Genomic DNA, 17,848 nt, shown 5'->3' on the forward strand with positions numbered 1-17,848 from the left:
AAGTTAGTAACCAATTGTTTTCATATAATCACGTAAAATATCGTTTGATTTTGCGAATCGAGATTCTTCATCCTCTGTTAAATTGAGTTCTACAACTTCTCTTATACCGTCTCTAGTAATAATAGCTGGTACTCCTGTACAAATATCGTATTCACCGTACTCACCATCTAAAATGGCTGATACAGCAATGACACGGTGATCATCGTTAAAGATTGAACTCGCAATATACGCTAGAGAGTTTCCGATTCCGTAATAAGTAGTTCCTTTACGTTTATAAATTTCCCAGCCAGCTTTTGCAGTTTTCTCAACAATTTCATCTAAATTTATTTCTCCAAATCGTTCTTTTTGTTCTTCTAAAATTTGCAGAATTGGCTTTCCACCAACAGTTACATGAGACCAAGCAACCATTTGAGAATCACCATGTTCTCCTAATGAATACCCATGAATACTACGAGGGTCTACATGTAGCATTTCAGATAAAATTGTTCTTAAGCGAGAAGAATCTAGTGATGTACCAGTACCGATTACGCGATTTCTAGGTAATCCAGATAATTTCCAAACTTGATATGTAATAATATCAACTGGGTTCGATGCAAGTAAGAAAATACCATCAAATCCACTTTCCATTACGCCAACAACAACACTTTCCATAATCTTCGCACTCGCTCCTAAAGTATCTAAGCGACTTTGCCCTGGTTTTGGTGCTGGTCCTGCTGTAATAATGACAATGTCCATATCTTTGCAGTCTTCATAGTTTCCTGCATATACTTTTGTTCTTGTATTTGTAAAGTTAATGCAATGTGATAAATCCATTGCTTCCCCAACTGCACGTTCATGATTTATATCAATTAATAATAGCTCTTCGCAAATACCTTGATTCACAATAGAATACGCACAACTTGATCCAACTAATCCAGTACCGATAATTGCAATTTTTCTTGTATGTCTTTTCATAGCAATCTCTCCTAATTGATCATATAATCTATTTCTTTTGCTCTTTACACTCCTAATTATAGAGGTTCTCACGATAGAAACCATGGATACTTTGTGAAATATTGAACAAAATTTTTGGCCTTTTTGTGAATTGTTATATTCCATTTTCGTCATATTTGTTACAACTGGAAAAATATTTATTATGTATTTATTGACATATACAAAAAGAAAACGAGCGAATAAATTCGCTCGTTTTCTTTTCACTATTGTTCCGCACTTAATTGACTTTTTAATTGCTGTACAATCATTGGATTAGCAGGTGCTGCCGGTTTGTAATAACTCTTTTGCTTTGCGTACTCATACATATTACGTTGGCGCGCCTCGTCTTGATTACGAATTTGAATTAACGTTTGATGTAACTGTTCATTATCAGACTGAGCAATATAATTTGCATAGCTTGTTAAACTTGCATTCAATCCTGCTAAATAATCATTTACCATATCTTTTTCATTCATCTTTCTCTTCCTCCTATCCTAGGAAAGTCAGTAATTGCTGTTTTGTATTTCGTGCATCTTGCGCATCTTTTTGTAGCATTTGTTTCAGTTGTGGATCTGTACACGTCTGTGCATACTGCTCCAACTTGTTAATAATTGTTGCGTGTCCACCAATTAAATGACGTAAGTTTTCTACTTCAAGCTCTGTTAAGTTTTGCATATAACATACCCGCCTTTCTTTGTTCATTCATCATTAGTATTTGGTTCTTTTTGGATTGTATTCATCAACTTTTCGCACATATAAACAAAATAAAAGATGAATAGCTAGGCCATTCATCTTTTATGCTAAATATTCATTCAATTTTATAAAGAAACAATCATACTTATACTCACAAGTAGGTTCCATACAATATGTAAAATAATGCTAGGTAAAATAGATTGTGTTTTCTTATATAACATAGCAAATACAATCCCCATAATCATTGCCGTAACTGGAAAACCACCATGAAGAATCCCAAAGATAAAGGAAGAAATAATGATACCAACTAGAAAACTATATTTCTTTTCAAAAAATCGATACAAAATACCTCTATATAAAATTTCTTCTTTAATTGGTGTAATTATAGCAACACTTAACACATATATAATACTTTGTAGACTATTTTGAAGTCCTAAGCTCCCTAATTGATCTCGTTGCTGCTCTGCACTTTCAAAGCTAAACAACTCTAACATTACATACTGAGTTAATGCAATGATGATAAAACCTATTAATAAATACAAGTAGGTTTTCCCATTTTTTAAAATAGATACATCCCATATGTTCTTAATAAAATGAAGCACTGGTTTATACGCAAATAAAACAATAGTAACAACAGCTGCATCAAATAGAAGTAAATAATATCCCTCTAAATTAGCACGTAATACCTCTTCTCCAAAAATCCCAAGGGCTAAAGCAAGGAATAATCCCCCTAAGAGTGAGAACCCTAGAATGCTTGCAATCGTTACAACTAGATTTTTATATGTTATGTTATCTACTTCTCTTTCTGCATTATACGCGTCTAATACTGTTTTTCTCATACTATTCCTCCATTTGTTTTCATTACCTTAACAAAAACCCTTTAATACAAATATATAGATAATATAAAAAATTTTTCAAAAAGAATAATATGCAATTTTACATATCATGAAAGCTTTGTATTATATAGTTTTTGGAATTAGATTACTATAGAATAATTATTAGATGAAATTCCAAAAATTTCTTATCTATCCACCATAACCCTCGCATCATATAAAACTTATTAGTTAAAGGAGCAATGAACATGAAAACACATGACTTCCTTACAGAAATCCAGAAGGGCTCTGAGCCTAGTCCATATCAAGATCCTATTGCTTTTATTTTCGTTTGCCTTTCCGTAGCTATATACACATTTTTCAAACCTGCTAAATAATATCATGTAATGAGAAAAAGCCTACCGCTCTTTTCGAATTATATGCACTAAAAAACCTTAGAATCACTTCTAAGGTTTTTGTTTGCCTCGTTTCTTATTCACGTAATCCTTTAATAAACGTTTCCAATAATACATGTAAACTTATATCCAGATCTAACGGCAAACCAAATCCGCCTTGCTGTTCAATCGAAGCAAATCCATGACAAATACTTCTGAATCCGCGTGTCGCATGAAGTGCATTCTCTCCTTCTAAGCCATACTGTTGTAAAACTCGAAGACAAAGCTTTACAATTCCGTCACCTGCTTTTCTTACTTCTTCATCTCGTAAAAAAGTTGCTTCATATAGTCCAGGATGTTTTCGGACAAATGCTACATATGCTTCTCCTAATGCATGAATTGCTTCATCCATCTGTTTATCCTCGGCTGCTTCTTCCAGTTTGTTATGCAGCTGTTGTATTCCGTAAATACCAAGATTTTTCCGTACATCTTGTAACCCTTTTACATGATTATATAGTGAGGGCGAACGTATCCCTAATCTTTGCGCTAATGAAGCTAACGTTACTTCTTGTATTCCATTTGTATCTGCAATTTCTGCAGCTGTTTCTACAATTTTCTGTAATGTAAGTCCGATTCTAGGTGACATAAATTAACCCTCTTTCTTACTTTCTATATTCCGCTTCGCTTCCTGAATAGCAAGCTCTATGACAGCCCCTGGATCCTTTATCATTTTTCCGTGCCCTGCCGCAAGCAAGGAAGGTTCATATTCGCTTAGCTTCTGTGCACTTTGTAATGATATTTCTTTGCTCCACGTTGCCATCGCTGGAAACGGAAACCAAAATTTCATTTGTCCCGAAACAGCCATACCTCCTCTTGTTTGAAATGCATCCCCAACAATAAGAGCTTTATTTCGTACATCAAGAAACGACATGGAGCCCGGCGTATGTCCCGGTGTCATAATCGCAAGAAGCGATCCAACTCGGTCGCCATCTTCCAATAAAACATCAGGTACCGTTTTTATCTTTTTAGGTACACCGCCTTTTATTGGCTTATTTGGTTCATCCTTTTGTAACGTCGTATCTCCTTCTAACAGCTTTGCGTCCCGCTTAGAAATGTAGACTGGAACATGAGGAAGTACTTCCTTTAATGCGTCTAATGCACCGATGTGATCATCATGCGCATGTGTTAATACAATATTCGTAATTGGTTTTCCTATTTTCTCAGCCGCCTGTAAAATTCCTTTTGCGCTATATGGCAAAGCAGCATCAATTAAAGTTAAACCATCCTCTTCCTCCACAAAGTAACAATTCACAGGAAACGCTCTTGGCAAAAATGACAATTGATATACCGTTTTTTCATGCATCATTCTCATATTCCCATCTCCCTCTTCACGAAAACTAATACCATTAGTTTTATTATACTAATGGTATTAGTTTTATACCACTAAAAATTTCATTTTTTCAGAAAAAAGAACAGTAGCCGTATAAACGACTACTGTTCTTTAAAGATATTAAACTGTGTAACGCTCATCTTCTAAAATTTTCGCAGCGATTTCACGTTTCTTCGGAATTACGTTAAGTGGTGTGTGGCGAGTTAATTTACGTAATGATGATAACATCATGCGCAGCATGTCGCCGTTTTCAACTGCGATAAGTGTTTCTTTCGCATCTGCTTCGATTTCGTTAAATGCTTCTTGGCAGAATACTTCAGTGTATAACACTTTTTGTTTATTCTTTTCAAGACCAGTTGTTTTGATTGCTTTTTCTGTACGAAGAACAGCTGATTCCATTGCGTATAGATTGCTTACAATGTCAGCGATATTCACAAGAATTTCTTGCTCTTTATCTAATGCTTTACCGTATTTTTGAGCAGCTAATCCAGCTACCATTAAGCCGATTTTCTTCGCGTTAGTTACTAAATATTTTTGAAGTGCTAATGGCTCATCGCCTACTTCTTCTGGCATCATCATCATTAACTCTTCTTGTAATTTTTGTGCTTTTTGAAGAAGTGGTAATTCACCTTTCATCGCTTTACGTAAGAACGTACCTGGTACGATTAGGCGATTAATTTCGTTCGTTCCTTCGAAAATACGGTTAATACGAGAATCACGGTACATTCTTTCAATCTCGTACTCTGCCATAAACCCGTAACCACCGTGAATTTGAACACCTTCATCTACTGTATAGTCTAATACTTCAGAACCGAATACTTTGTTTAAAGAGCACTCGATTGCATATTCAGCGATAGAAGCTGCTACTGCTTTACCGTCTTTTACTTCTTCTTCAGATAATGTGCTCATGCGGCTTTCGAATAAACCTACTGTACGATATACAGAACTTTCAGCTGCATATGTTTTTGCTGCCATATTCGCAAGTTTCTCTTGAATTAATGGGAAGCGAGCGATTGGTTGCTTGAACTGTTGACGTTGGTTTGCATATTGTGCTGAAATTTCTACTGCACGTTTTGCAGATCCAACTGTACCAACACCTAATTTATAACGACCGATATTTAAAATGTTGAATGCGATAATATGACCTTTACCGATTTCACCAAGTAGGTTTTCTTTCGGTACTAACGCATCTTCTAAAATTAACGTACGAGTTGAAGAACATTTAATACCCATTTTCTTCTCTTCAGGGCTTGTAGATACACCAGCGTATTCTTTCTCTACGATAAATGCTGAGAAATGCTCTCCATCAATTTTTGCATATACAACGAATACGTCAGCGAATGCAGAGTTTGTAATCCACTGTTTTTCACCGTTTAATACATAATGTGTACCTTCTGCATTTAAACGTGCAGTTGTTTTTGCGCCTAATGCGTCAGATCCTGAACCTGGCTCAGTTAATGCGTATGCAGCTAATTTTTCACCAGTTGCAAGTAATGGTAAATACTTTTTCTTTTGCTCTTCGTTACCGAATAATACGATTGGTAAAGATCCGATACCTACGTGAGCACCGTGAGTGATTGCAAAGCCGCCAGCGCGAGAGAATTTCTCTGCGATTAACGCTGAGCTTACTTTATCAAGACCAATCCCACCGTACTCTTCTGGTACGTCAGCGCCTAATAAACCAAGCTCCCCAGCTTCTTTTAAAAGACGAACTGAACGATCAAATTCATGTTGCTCTAAATATTCAAGCTCTGGAAGAACTTCATTTACGATAAAGTCCTCTGTCGTTTTTGCAATCATTTTATGCTCAGATGAAAAATCTTCTGGCGTAAACACTTGATCAATCGTAATCTCATCAACTAAAAAGCTACCGCCTTTAACCGCATTTCCTACTGTTTTTTCCATGAAAATTTCCTCCTTCATATTTTCATGAGCAGCTTCTCTCTTTTTGAAAGAAGCTGGCTCTCCCGTTTATTTTTTATAAACCTTTGTTGCTTCCATTCTTTGCTTTAGCGTCGTCTCGTTCTGAGCGAACTGCTTGCACTTTTTTTATAATCCAGTTCCAGTGGCTAGAACAGTCGGTCGTTTCACCCCTTCCTGTGAGGCAAAAAGCGCCTCTTCGTCAGGGCTTCCAACGCCCTCCTGTTCTGAGCGAGCCACCTGCACTTTTTTTATAATCCAGTTCCAGCGGCTAGAATGTTCGGTGGCTTCGCTTCTTCCTACGAGGTAAAGAGCGCCTCTACGTCTGAAGCTCCATCCCCCTCACATTCTGAACAAGCCGCTTCCACTTTTTTTATAGTAATTCAAACACTCCCGCTGCTCCCATTCCGCCGCCAATACACATTGTTACGATACCGAATTGTTCGTTGCGGCGTTTCATTTCGTGAATAAGAGATAGTGTTAGTTTTGCTCCTGTACAGCCAAGTGGATGTCCAAGTGCGATTGCACCACCGTTTACGTTTACTTTTTCTTCATCTAAACCAAGTTCACGAATAACTTGGATCGATTGAGAAGCAAATGCTTCGTTTAGTTCGAATAAGCCAATATCAGATAGCTCTAAGCCAGCTAGTTTTAACGCTTTTGGAATTGCAGCGATTGGGCCGATTCCCATTACTTCTGGTGGTACGCCAGCTACTGCAAATGAACGGAATTTCGCAAGTGGCTTCATGCCATCGCTCACTGCTTTTTCACGATCCATTAATAGTACAGATGCTGCACCGTCACTCATTTGTGAAGAGTTACCAGCTGTTACAGAACCGCGAACATTAAATGCTGGACGTAATTTCCCTAAAATGTCTAGCGTCGTCTCTGCTCTTACACCTTCATCTTGTGCGAAAATGATTGTTTCTTCTTGCAGTTTATTGTTTGAGCCAACCGAGCGTAACGTCACATCTACAGATACTGTTTCATCAGCAAAGTTTCCTGCCGCTAATGCTTTGGCAGCACGTTGATGACTTCTTACTGCAAATGCATCTTGCTCTTCACGAGAAATTCCATATTTCACAGCAACTTGCTCTGCTGTATGTCCCATACCCATATAATATTCCGGAGCCGCTTCTACAAGGCGACTATTCGGACGAACAACGTGTCCCATCATTGGAACTAAACTCATTGATTCCGCTCCGCCTGATAATACAGCTTCAGAGTGACCAAGCATAATGCGCTCTGCTCCGTAAGCGATACTTTGTAAACCAGAAGAACAGTAACGGTTAATTGTAATAGCTGGAACATCGTAAGAAAGTCCTGCTAGTCCGCCGATATTACGAGCCATATTTAAACCTTGTTCTGCTTCTGGCATCGCACAACCGAAAATTAAATCATCGATTGGTCCTTCATAATTTGCACGCTTTAACGTTTCCTTTACTACTAACGCCCCTAGATCGTCAGGACGAACTGTTTTTAATGAACCCCTCTTTGCTTTTCCAATTGGTGTTCTTGCTCCCGCAACAATGACAGCTTCTCTCATGAACGATATCTCCCCTCATTATTAGTTACGTAATGGCTTTCCTTTTACAAGCATGTGCTGCATTCTTGCTTGTGATTTCATCTCACTTACTAAGCTAATAAATGCTTCACGTTCTACATCTAATAAATACTGCTCATCAACTTCTGTTCCGTACGGCACTTTTCCGCCCGCAATGACATATGCAAGTTTCTTCGCAATGTGAAGATCATGTTCAGAAATGTAACCTGATAAATGCATTGCTTCTGCACCAAGTACAAGAGTTGCATATCCTGTTTCACCAACAACTGGTATCTTTTTACGAATCGGTGCTTTATAGCCCGCTTCATATAAAGCAAGTGCTTTCTGTTTCGCATCATATAGTAAGTGATCACCATTCACACTAATACCGTCTTTATCGCCTAAGAAGTTGTTCGATACAGCTTCTTGTGCTGATGTAGAAACTTTCGCCATCGCTACAGATTCGAACACTTTATTCGCAACTTTTTGCAGATCAAACTCTACACCGTTTGGCATTTTATTTAAGTGTTTAATGTATAGCTCTTTATTACCGCCTCCGCCAGGGATTAAGCCAACACCAACTTCTACTAAGCCCATATACGTTTCACTAGAAGCTTGAATGCTAGCTGCTGGTAAGCAAACTTCTGTACCTCCGCCAAGCGTCATACCGTATGGTGCTGCTACAACTGGCTTAGAAGAGTACTTAATTTTCGTCATTGCATCTTGGAAGTTTTTCACAACCAACTCAATTTCAAAGTAATTGTCGTCTTGTGCTTCCATTAAGATCATTGCTAGGTTCGCACCAACGCAGAAGTTCTTCGATTGGTTACCGATAACAAGACCTTTATAATTCTTTTCTACTTCATCAACAGCGTAGTTAATCATTTGCGTAATATCCATACCGATTGCATTGCTCTTCGAATGGAACTCTAAGCAAAGGATGCCGTCGCCTAAATCAATTAAGCTCGCTCCGCTATTTTTCTTTAATACACCATTTTTCGCTTTTAATTGCTTAAGAGAAATTGCTTTTTTATTACGCTCGATTAGCTTATATTCGCCATTATCGTAATAGTAGCTATCGCCGTTATCATGTTTATAGAAAGTAGTGAAACCTTTCTCTAACATTTCTTTCACCCAAGTAGGAACGACTACGCCGTTTTCTTCCATCTTTTGAACAGATTTTTCAACGCCGATTGCATCCCAAACTTCAAACGGCCCTTGCTCCCAGCCGAAGCCCCACTTCATCGCTTGGTCAATTGCAACGATATCGTCAGCAATTTCTTTATGAAGTTTTGCAGAGTATAAAAGAGTTGGTGTAATGATGTTCCATAATAACTCTCCTGCGCGGTCTTTTGCGTATACAAGCGCTTTCAATTTATTCGCTAATCCTTTTTCTTGTTTACTTAACTCTACGGATGCAGCTTTTAATTTTTTACGCGCTTCATATTCCATCGTTTCAGGATTTAGTTCTAAAATTTCTTTTCCTTGTTTTAAGAAGAAGCCTTGACCTGTTTTGCTTCCAAGCCATTTTTTATCAAGCATGTCATGCATGAAAGCTGGTACTTTAAATACATCACGCTCTTCTTCTTGTACGTTTTCATATACGTTATTTGCAACGTGTACGAATGTATCTAAACCAACAACATCTAATGTACGGAACGTTGCACTCTTCGGACGACCAATTAATGGACCTGTTACAGAATCAACTTCCCCAATGCTGTAGCCCCGTTTTATCATCTCTTGAAGAGTTACTAATAAACCGTACGTACCGATGCGGTTTCCAATAAAGTTTGGTGTGTCTTTTGCGATAACAACGCCTTTTCCAAGAACGTCTTCGCCAAATAGTTTCATGAAGCTTAATACTTGTGGATCTGTTTCTTTCGTCGGTATTACCTCTAGAAGTTTTAAATATCGTGGTGGGTTAAAAAAGTGTGTGCCTAAGAAGTGTTTCTGGAAGTCGTCTGAACGACCTTCTGCCATTTTTTCAACTGAAATACCTGACGTATTCGAGCTTACAATAGAACCTGGTTTACGAACAGCGTCTACTTTTTCAAATAATTTCTTTTTAATATCTAAGTTTTCAACTACTACTTCAATAATCCAATCTACATCAGCAAGAAGCTCAAGATCATCTTCTAAGTTACCTGCTTCAATCAGTGCTAGATTTCCTTTCACTGTCAGAGGAGCTGGTTTTTGCTTCAATAGTTTCTGTACAGCCGTATTACTAAAACGATTTCTCACACTTTTATGTTCTAATGTAAGTCCCTTCGCTTCCTCTTCTTTCGTAAGCGCAGGTGGTACAATATCAAGCAATAATGTCGGAATACCAATATTAGCTAAGTGTGCCGCAATTCCCGAACCCATTACGCCTGAACCTAGAACAGCAGCCTTTTTAATTTGGAACATCCAATTCTCCCCCTATTCTTGAATGAATGCTCATTCAATTTTTCGACATAAGTCGCAATCAATGAGTGAGCCTCTACTAATAAATATATGATACTGTTTAAATTTTCGCAATATATTTATTGATAAAATTTTCTGAAATAAATATTTTTCTTTCATTTGGCTATGCTATACATGTGTATTTTCTTTGTTTAAATGCACTTTTCCTTTTTATAATCTGACGAAACTGGAGGAATATATATGGCAAAACTTAAGAAGAACCCTTCAAAGGCTGGAATTAGTGCAGCTAGTGTAACTGGAAACGCAGGTCCACATAATCACGGTGTTGAAAAAGGACGCCAAGGTAATAACCAACAATATAAGAAGCATAATATGGGCGAAAAATAACGCTATATTTTTGGGCAGAGAACGTGGCATAATGATTAATGGCTGCTTTTTCTGCCCAATTTATTTGTACATATGGAAAACAAAAGAGGGAACGATGATGAAACGAACAATAGTTATGATTGTAATGATTGCTACACTATTTACAGGGATGATTTTCTTCTCTTATGCACAAAGGCAACAAGCTGTAAGAGCTGATCAACCTAACATTACTGGGCAATATGGGGTTACAATCGATGCAAACACAGGTGAAATTTTATATGGGAAACGCGAAGACGAACGTTCTTATCCGGCTAGTATAGCCAAAATGATGACAACCCTTCTTTTACTAGAGAATGTAAAAGAAGATGAAGAAATTACGGTTACAGAAAATGCAATTAAAACAGAAAGTCAAAGCAAGAAAATTAAACTTCGTGCTGGAGAAAAATTAAAGCGTGATGAGGCATTAAAACTTATGCTTATCATTAGTGCAGATCCAATAGCTGAATCAATTGCAGAACATATCGCAGGATCAAAAAATGAATTTGTGAAAATGATGAATGCTAGAGCAAAGGAACTTGGTACAAAGCATGCAACTTTCAAGAACGCAAGTGGTGCTGATGCAATTGGGAATAAAGTATCACCATATGACATTGCTATTATTACGAAAGAAGCATTAAAGTATCCAGTTGTTTTAGAATATATGAATTCAACACGTACAACTCTACATACTTCAGAACGCTCTCCAAACATCGCAAACTATGGACGAGAAGAACTATATGACGATCCATATGCGATTGGAAGTAAAAGCGGTCTATCAGCACTTGGCAAATATACAGTCGTAACAGTGGATGAAAAAGACGGTAAACGTGTCATTAATGTTGTATTATCTTCTACCCGCAAGCAACTGTATCCTGATACGAAGAAAATGGCACATTACGCATTTCAGCAATTAAAATAACCAAGGAGTATTTACTCCTTGGTTATTTTTTAACCATACCTTTTAATACGAACGCAACGTTTGCTGGACGCTCTGCTAGACGACGCATGAAGTAGCCATACCAGTCGTTTCCATAAGGTACGTAAACACGCATTTTGTAACCTTCTTTTACTAGCTCAAGTTGACGCTCATTACGAATACCATATAACATTTGGAATTCAAATTGATCCCTTGGAATGTTGTGTTCTTCGGCAAGTTTTTTTGTATATTCAATAATCGCTTCGTCATGTGAAGCAATTGCAGTATAATTCCCATTTAATAAGTGCATTTTAATAATTTTTTTATAATTGTCATCTACATCTTTCTTGTCTGGGAATGCCACTTCTTCAGGTTCTTTATAAGCACCTTTTACAAGACGTAAATTAGGATTATAAGCATTTAAATCTTCAATATCTTTTTCTGTACGATATAGGTAAGCTTGAATAACAGTACCAATATTATCGTATTCAGATTTTAATTGTTTAAAGATATCAATTGTTTTCCCGCAGCGTGTATAGTCTTCCATATCAATTGTAACGAACACACCATTTTCTTTTGCCGCTTCTAAAATACGGCGCATATTGTTCATTACGATTTCATCAGAGATATCTAATCCCATAGAAGTCATCTTTAAAGAAAGCTGCGAATCAAGACCTTCTCTTCCAATTGCACGGATCGCTTCAATCGATTGGTTAGCCATTTCATTTGCTTCCGCTTCATTATCAACGAATTCACCTAAATAATCGATTGTTACACAAAGTCCTTGCTTATTTAATGCCTGAATGGCAGCTGTCGCTAATTCAATCGTCTCCCCTGCGACGAAGCGACCTGCACCAAAGCGTAAACCGTACTTTTTAGCCAGTTTTGTTAGCGCTTTATTTTTAGATAAGAAAAGAAACGAATTTCGCATTAATTGTTCCATGTAATTCACCCCTATGACTGTAATTTATCTGTTTTTTACCCCTCTTCAAAATTATATCATTGTTTAAAATTATTGGATACAAATAATTATTTAGATAATTTATAAAATACTATAAAAACATTTAAAAACCTATATTCTCGCATGTAAATATGAAGGGAATATTTTTCGACATTTAGAAAAAACGGGTTTACTAGGGCAAAAATAGGCATACCGAAAATATTCGACATGCCTATAAAACCCTTAATATTCCATGTAAATTATATAAGGATATTAATAAAGAAAACTTGAGGTAACATTCACCTCAAGTTTTCTCACTGCTCATTTCGCTTCTCTTCATTCAGCCTTTTAATATCCGTAATTAACTGCACCATCTCTTCTTTCGCATCTGGATATGTCTCATTCCAATGCTTCACTAAAGCTGGCATCGTCTTCGCTATGTAAGAATAAAGTGCCCACTTCTGCACCTGTTCTTTTCGCTCTTCATTGCTCTCTCCAAGTAATAATTCCGTGTATTTCTCTAACAACCCGTCAAATTGTTCATTAAACTTTTCACTCATCTTATTTACCTCCTATATGAAAAAAGCAGCGAAGATCGCTGCTTTTTCTTATAATTTTGATCGAACAGAGTTTAATTTCTTCTCCATTGTGCTTACTTTATCACGACGATCATCAATACGAATTGTTGTTGCAACACGCTGTGCACCTTTCGTATAAGGCACTTCATGCATTTGTTGAATTACTTCTAGAATGACAGGAAGATCTCCTTCAATAATTGTATTCATCGGTGTTAATTGATACTTCACGCGATCCGCATTTTTCTCTAGCACCTTTTGTACTTCTGCTACATATTCACTAACACTTGGATTACCTGTTCCTACTGGAATAATCGATACATCAACAATTGCCATAGTAGTCTTCCTCCTATAATCGTTTCTTATATATCCATTGTCTATTTTACCGAAATCCTCATCATTTTACTAATATGTTACTCTTCCACTTTAAACTGCTCGACTAATCTTTCTAAATCTCTCATATGTTCTGTCAAACTTTCCATCGTGAGAGCTACCTTTTCTAAATGATTCACCTGTGATTCCGTTGCAGCATGTACCTCTTCGGAAACAGCTGCACTTTCTTGACTCGTACCAGCAATTGTGTGCATTACCGCTGTAATTTCTCCTTGCTCGTAACCTATGTTATGTACCTCTTCTACAATTTTTTCAACTGAAGTACTAATCGTATTTACAACTGACATAATTGTGCGGAACTCCATTTCTGCCTCTGTCGTCACTTTATTTTGCACATCTGCAATGTCTTTCAATTTACTTACAACTTCTACAACTCTTTTTACTTCTACTTGCACATCACCAATCATCGTTGTAATTTCTCCTGTTGCCTCTTTTGATTGTTCCGCTAATTTCCGAACCTCTTCAGCAACAACCGCAAATCCCTTACCTTGCTCACCTGCACGGGCAGCTTCAATCGAAGCATTTAAAGCAAGTAAATTTGTTTGATCCGAAATACCTTTTATAAGCTCAACAACATTTTGAATCGATCCAACTCTTTGTTCTAACTTATCCGATGCTTCTTCTGTATGAACAACAATCGAAGATGATTGCCCCCTCGTACGGATTAAATTCCTCATTGTATTTAATCCTTGCTTAGATGCCTCTTCCGCTTTGCCAGCCACTCCTTTTATTTCACCAACGGAGCTATTCATTTGTTCCACTGACTCCGCCATATTCTCGAGCTGAGCTGAAACTTCATCCACACCATTCGCAAGAGTAGAGGCTCCTCCACTCACATCATCCATTGCTCCTGAAACTTCTCTACTAGCCGCTACTGTTTCATTCGTTAAGTAATGTAAACTATTCGTTGATTGTTGCACCGTTGATACGCTGTTTTTAATTTTACTTACCATTTCATTCATTTGTTCAACCATATCATTAAAGTGCTTAGTCAACTCTCCAACTTCATCTTTACTTGTCACTTTCATTCGCAGCGTTAAATCGCCTTCTGCTACTTTTTGCACGTGATTCTTTAATAGTTGCAGTGGTCTTGCTAATCTTCTTGAGAACAAGTAGGAAGCTACGATTCCAACTAATAAACTAATACATGCCATTATAATAACTGTATTCCTCGTACTATTTAATAACCCATCGATCGTTTCTTTCGGATAAAAGATTCCTATCGTCCATTTCATCGTATCAAATGATTGACTATAAACTACTACATCTTCACCTTTTATTGTACTGCCCGCATATTTTGTTACCTCTTTATTCAAGCTCTTTATAAGTGGCTCTTTAGAAACATCTTTTCCTATCTTTTCTGGATAAACAAGAGCCATATTTTTATCATTTATAATAAACATTTCTCCGTCATTATTGTATTGAATATTGTGAAGCAACTTCTGAATTGTCCCAAGCGATACATCCATCGCAACAACGCCTAATACAGATCCATCTTGAGCTGTAATTGCTTTAGAAACACCTACACTTAACTTTCCTGTTGCAATTTCATAAGAAGGTTGTCCCCAATGGACCTTTTTTACATCAGCCTCTGAATCTTTATACCATGGTCTTGTCGTTGGATCATATCCTTCTGGCACTTGCCCACCTTCAGCAAGATTGGCACTTAATGTTTTTTTATCTTTCGTACCAATATATAAATCTAAAATACCAGGATGATTCTTTTTATACTCTGCAAACTCTTTCGTTAAAAACGCTTCCTCTTCTGGAGTAACCCCACCTTGAAGCATATTACGAATCATCTCACTGTTCGCGTAATACCCCATATCTTCATCCGTTCTTTGAACAAATGTCGTAAGTTGCTCTGTCACAAGATCCATCGCATTTTGAGAATACTCGTCTAAGGAACGCACTTCCTTTTCTTTCTGTAATTGATACACAGCTGTACCCAATATTACGAACATCATAGAAATAAGTACTGAAAACACTACCGCAATTTTTAAACGTAAACTTCTTAACATCTTCCCCCCAGCATCCCCTTCGCATTAAATTGAAATCTTATTAATCATTATATTAAGTATAATAGATAAAATTAAAAAATTGAAATTAATTCTCACCTTAATACAATTAGAAAACGGACTACCACTTGTGCAAAAACAAATAGTTCATTATCCTTAAAATATAATCTCATTCGTTCGGAGGGAACTATGTTACAAAAATTCGGTTTCTCACAATATGAAAGCCAAGCTTATGAAGTTGTCGTATCAAGCAATGAACCATTAGATGCTACAACAATTGTGAAGCATTCAGGTGTTCCAAAAGCAAAAATATATGAAGTACTAGCACGCCTAATCGATAAAGGAATGGTAATGGATTCTGTTTCAGAAAAGAAAAAATTGTATACAGCATTACCACTAAAACTAGCAATTGAAAAATTAACGACAGAATTCCAATCAAATATTAAAGAACTGGAAACAAACATATCAAAAAAATCATTTACAGATGACCGTGTGTGGAGCTTAAAAATGCAATCTTCTATTCGAGTTCAAAGTAAAGAACTCATTGAAAGTGCACAAGAATCCATCCGTATTTCAGCTTGGAATGATACTCTTTTAGAATATCTCCCTTTACTAGAACAAAAAGCAAAACAAGGTGTTCAAATTGAATCTCTTATTGTTGGAGAAGTAGAAACAGACTTAGAAAACATGCATTTTCTAATCCCAGCTGAAGAGCCTAATGCATTAGAGCGCTACTTGCTACTCATCGTTGACGATCGTGAAATTTTATTTGCTGGCGTAGAACAAGAATCATGGCAAGCGATGAAAACAATGTCACAACCTTTCGTAAAGTTCTTTACAGAATTTTTCTATCACGACGTTGCACTTGCAAAGATTACTCAGAAACATCATGATCTCTTTATGGAAGATGAGGAAATTAAGAGTTTGCTGATGAAATTGAGGTACTAATTAAATAATAAAAAGGAGTCTAGTTTTTCACTTAGACTCCTTTTCGTTTTGTTCCTTTATGTCCATCAACAGCTCAATGATTTTCTCATTTTGCTCTACCTGTTTCTCAGAATTTTTATAGATGAAACGAACCCATCTAAGTGCAAGAATAATAAGAAACAACGGGATTACTGAAATTAGAAAACCAATAATTGAAAAATTCGTATACATATACCTCACCTCGCTATATACCCTTTTCTCCATTTACCTACTAAAACCTGCAATATTTTACAAATAAAAAAGAACCTATCAAACGATAGATTCTTCTTTCACGAACTGAGTAGAGCGTCCTCTCGTAATCGAGAAAATCGCGCAAAGCAGTGCTAATATAATAAAGCCACCACCTACCCAAGCATTATATATAACAGATGATTTTTCAATAACAACTCCACCTACTGTTGAACCAAGTGCAATTCCTAAATGAAGCGCAGAGTTATTTAAACCTTGTTGAATACCAGCTGATTCCGGTGCAATTTCAATTAAATAATTTTGCTGCGCTGGTGAAATCGCCCAGCTCAGCATACTCCAAAGTCCCATCATAATGATGAAGAGCGGGAATGAGAATGTCATTAATGGCAACATGAAGATTGCACATGCAAATACGATAATAATCGAGATAATACTTTTCTTCGATCCCCATTTATCAGCAAGCCATCCACCGAATCCGCCGCCAATTACTGCTGCGATTCCGAAAATGAAGTAAAACACACTAATCCAATTTGCTTCAACATGCATGACATCTTTTAAAAACGGTGTTAAATATGCATACAATGTTAAATGCCCCGTTAAAAACAAAAATGATGTTAACTGTGCACTTACAATTTTTTTATCTTTTAAAGTAGCAAGTTGTTCTTTTATTGATAATACCGATGTCGGTGGTACTTTCGTTAAGAACAATGAAATACAAGCTATTGCCATAACTGTTAATACAGAAATTAATACAAATGGCGCACGCCATCCGTATGCATTTCCGAGTACAAGACCAAGCGGTACTCCAAGTACAAGTGATCCACTAATTCCCATAAAAATGATTCCAATTGCACGCGCACGAAAATGCGGTTCTACTACACTAGAAGCAAGTGTTACCGATAGTGCAATAATTAATGAACCACTGGCCGCACAAATAACCCTTGAGAACATCAGCATTCCGTAATTCACACTAAATGCCGAAATAATATTTCCGATTAAGAAAATCGATAATGCTCCAACATACAATGTTTTTCTTTCAAACTTCCCTGTCAAAGCTAATAAAACTGGACCTGACAAAGCAAATACTACCGAAAATATTGTGATAAGCTGACCAGCTGCACTAATAGATACTCCTAAATCATTGGCAACTAAATCGAGCGTTCCTCCTATAATTAGCTCAACCGTTCCGACTACAAAAGCCGCGATAGCTAAAATATAAACACGAAAATTCAAGTCTTTCCCCACGCTTTCTATTTTGGTTACTACCATCATGGTAACCAAAATAGAAAGTGGAAGC

Annotated in this window: 18 protein-coding genes; 3 read left to right on the forward strand and 15 right to left on the reverse strand. The window is 36.9% G+C overall.

Translation table 11 applies throughout. From position 1 onward, the window contains the following. Positions 1-3: 3 nt before the first annotated feature. The 9 genes from BUA87_RS22400 to BUA87_RS22440 form a co-directional block, all read right to left on the reverse strand. On the reverse strand, positions 4-1,107 hold the full coding sequence (locus BUA87_RS22400) for an L-lactate dehydrogenase (RefSeq protein ID WP_255291138.1): 1,104 nt from the start codon (positions 1,105-1,107) through the stop codon (positions 4-6). An 89-nt stretch (positions 1,108-1,196) separates the two neighbouring features. Further along, complete coding sequence (locus BUA87_RS22405) at positions 1,197-1,448, reverse strand: spore coat protein (RefSeq protein WP_001002982.1); 252 nt, start codon at positions 1,446-1,448, stop codon at positions 1,197-1,199. Positions 1,449-1,461: 13 nt separating this feature from the next. After that, on the reverse strand, positions 1,462-1,647 hold the full coding sequence (locus BUA87_RS22410) for a hypothetical protein (RefSeq protein ID WP_001180554.1): 186 nt from the start codon (positions 1,645-1,647) through the stop codon (positions 1,462-1,464). Positions 1,648-1,790: 143 nt separating this feature from the next. Next, positions 1,791-2,504, reverse strand: a complete 714-nt coding sequence (locus BUA87_RS22415; RefSeq protein ID WP_001232991.1) for a CPBP family intramembrane glutamic endopeptidase — start codon at positions 2,502-2,504, stop codon at positions 1,791-1,793. Between the two features lie 465 nt (positions 2,505-2,969). Next, positions 2,970-3,518: a TetR/AcrR family transcriptional regulator gene (locus tag BUA87_RS22420; protein WP_000074940.1), complete on the reverse strand. Its 549-nt coding sequence runs from the start codon at positions 3,516-3,518 to the stop codon at positions 2,970-2,972. Between the two features lie 3 nt (positions 3,519-3,521). Beyond that, the gene (locus tag BUA87_RS22425) at positions 3,522-4,244 is read right to left on the reverse strand and encodes an MBL fold metallo-hydrolase (protein WP_046393069.1); all 723 of its coding nucleotides are present in this window, start codon (positions 4,242-4,244) and stop codon (positions 3,522-3,524) included. Between the two features lie 138 nt (positions 4,245-4,382). Then, on the reverse strand, positions 4,383-6,167 hold the full coding sequence (locus BUA87_RS22430; protein ID WP_000416293.1) for an acyl-CoA dehydrogenase family protein: 1,785 nt from the start codon (positions 6,165-6,167) through the stop codon (positions 4,383-4,385). A 388-nt stretch (positions 6,168-6,555) separates the two neighbouring features. Then, on the reverse strand, positions 6,556-7,728 hold the full coding sequence (locus BUA87_RS22435) for an acetyl-CoA C-acetyltransferase (RefSeq protein WP_001206331.1): 1,173 nt from the start codon (positions 7,726-7,728) through the stop codon (positions 6,556-6,558). Positions 7,729-7,749: 21 nt separating this feature from the next. Then, positions 7,750-10,131 carry a 3-hydroxyacyl-CoA dehydrogenase/enoyl-CoA hydratase family protein gene (locus BUA87_RS22440; RefSeq protein ID WP_000486359.1) on the reverse strand — a complete coding sequence of 794 codons (2,382 nt, stop codon included), beginning with the start codon at positions 10,129-10,131 and terminating at the stop codon, positions 7,750-7,752. 237 nt (positions 10,132-10,368) lie between these two features. On the opposite strand from BUA87_RS22440, the gene BUA87_RS22445 reads away from it, so the two are divergent. Continuing rightward, the gene (locus BUA87_RS22445) at positions 10,369-10,515 is read left to right on the forward strand and encodes a YuzL family protein (protein WP_001096344.1); all 147 of its coding nucleotides are present in this window, start codon (positions 10,369-10,371) and stop codon (positions 10,513-10,515) included. 97 nt (positions 10,516-10,612) lie between these two features. Next, positions 10,613-11,452: a D-alanyl-D-alanine carboxypeptidase family protein gene (locus BUA87_RS22450; RefSeq protein ID WP_000831466.1), complete on the forward strand. Its 840-nt coding sequence runs from the start codon at positions 10,613-10,615 to the stop codon at positions 11,450-11,452. Positions 11,453-11,474: 22 nt separating this feature from the next. Here BUA87_RS22450 and BUA87_RS22455 read toward each other — a convergent pair whose 3' ends face one another. The 4 genes from BUA87_RS22455 to BUA87_RS22470 form a co-directional block, all read right to left on the reverse strand. Next, entirely contained in the window at positions 11,475-12,392 is a 918-nt protein-coding gene (locus BUA87_RS22455) for a proline dehydrogenase family protein (RefSeq protein WP_000436780.1), read from the reverse strand. Positions 12,393-12,703: 311 nt separating this feature from the next. Continuing rightward, complete coding sequence (locus tag BUA87_RS22460) at positions 12,704-12,949, reverse strand: YusU family protein (RefSeq protein WP_001290594.1); 246 nt, start codon at positions 12,947-12,949, stop codon at positions 12,704-12,706. Between the two features lie 48 nt (positions 12,950-12,997). Then, positions 12,998-13,300: an MTH1187 family thiamine-binding protein gene (locus BUA87_RS22465; RefSeq protein ID WP_001018860.1), complete on the reverse strand. Its 303-nt coding sequence runs from the start codon at positions 13,298-13,300 to the stop codon at positions 12,998-13,000. A gap of 77 nt (positions 13,301-13,377) precedes the next feature. Continuing rightward, on the reverse strand, positions 13,378-15,378 hold the full coding sequence (locus BUA87_RS22470) for a methyl-accepting chemotaxis protein (RefSeq protein ID WP_072940873.1): 2,001 nt from the start codon (positions 15,376-15,378) through the stop codon (positions 13,378-13,380). A 186-nt stretch (positions 15,379-15,564) separates the two neighbouring features. Here BUA87_RS22470 and BUA87_RS22475 point away from each other — a divergent pair, with 186 nt between their 5' ends. Continuing rightward, positions 15,565-16,323, forward strand: a complete 759-nt coding sequence (locus tag BUA87_RS22475) for a TrmB family transcriptional regulator (RefSeq protein ID WP_000939481.1) — start codon at positions 15,565-15,567, stop codon at positions 16,321-16,323. Between the two features lie 27 nt (positions 16,324-16,350). On the opposite strand, the gene BUA87_RS22480 is transcribed toward BUA87_RS22475, so the two are convergent. Further along, positions 16,351-16,533 carry a hypothetical protein gene (locus BUA87_RS22480; protein WP_071714577.1) on the reverse strand — a complete coding sequence of 61 codons (183 nt, stop codon included), beginning with the start codon at positions 16,531-16,533 and terminating at the stop codon, positions 16,351-16,353. A 78-nt stretch (positions 16,534-16,611) separates the two neighbouring features. Continuing rightward, positions 16,612-17,823 carry an MFS transporter gene (locus tag BUA87_RS22485; RefSeq protein ID WP_206704207.1) on the reverse strand — a complete coding sequence of 404 codons (1,212 nt, stop codon included), beginning with the start codon at positions 17,821-17,823 and terminating at the stop codon, positions 16,612-16,614. Positions 17,824-17,848 lie beyond the last annotated feature (25 nt).

This window comes from Bacillus sp. bc15 (assembly GCF_900142585.1).
Lineage (GTDB): Bacteria > Bacillota > Bacilli > Bacillales > Bacillaceae_G > Bacillus_A > Bacillus_A cereus.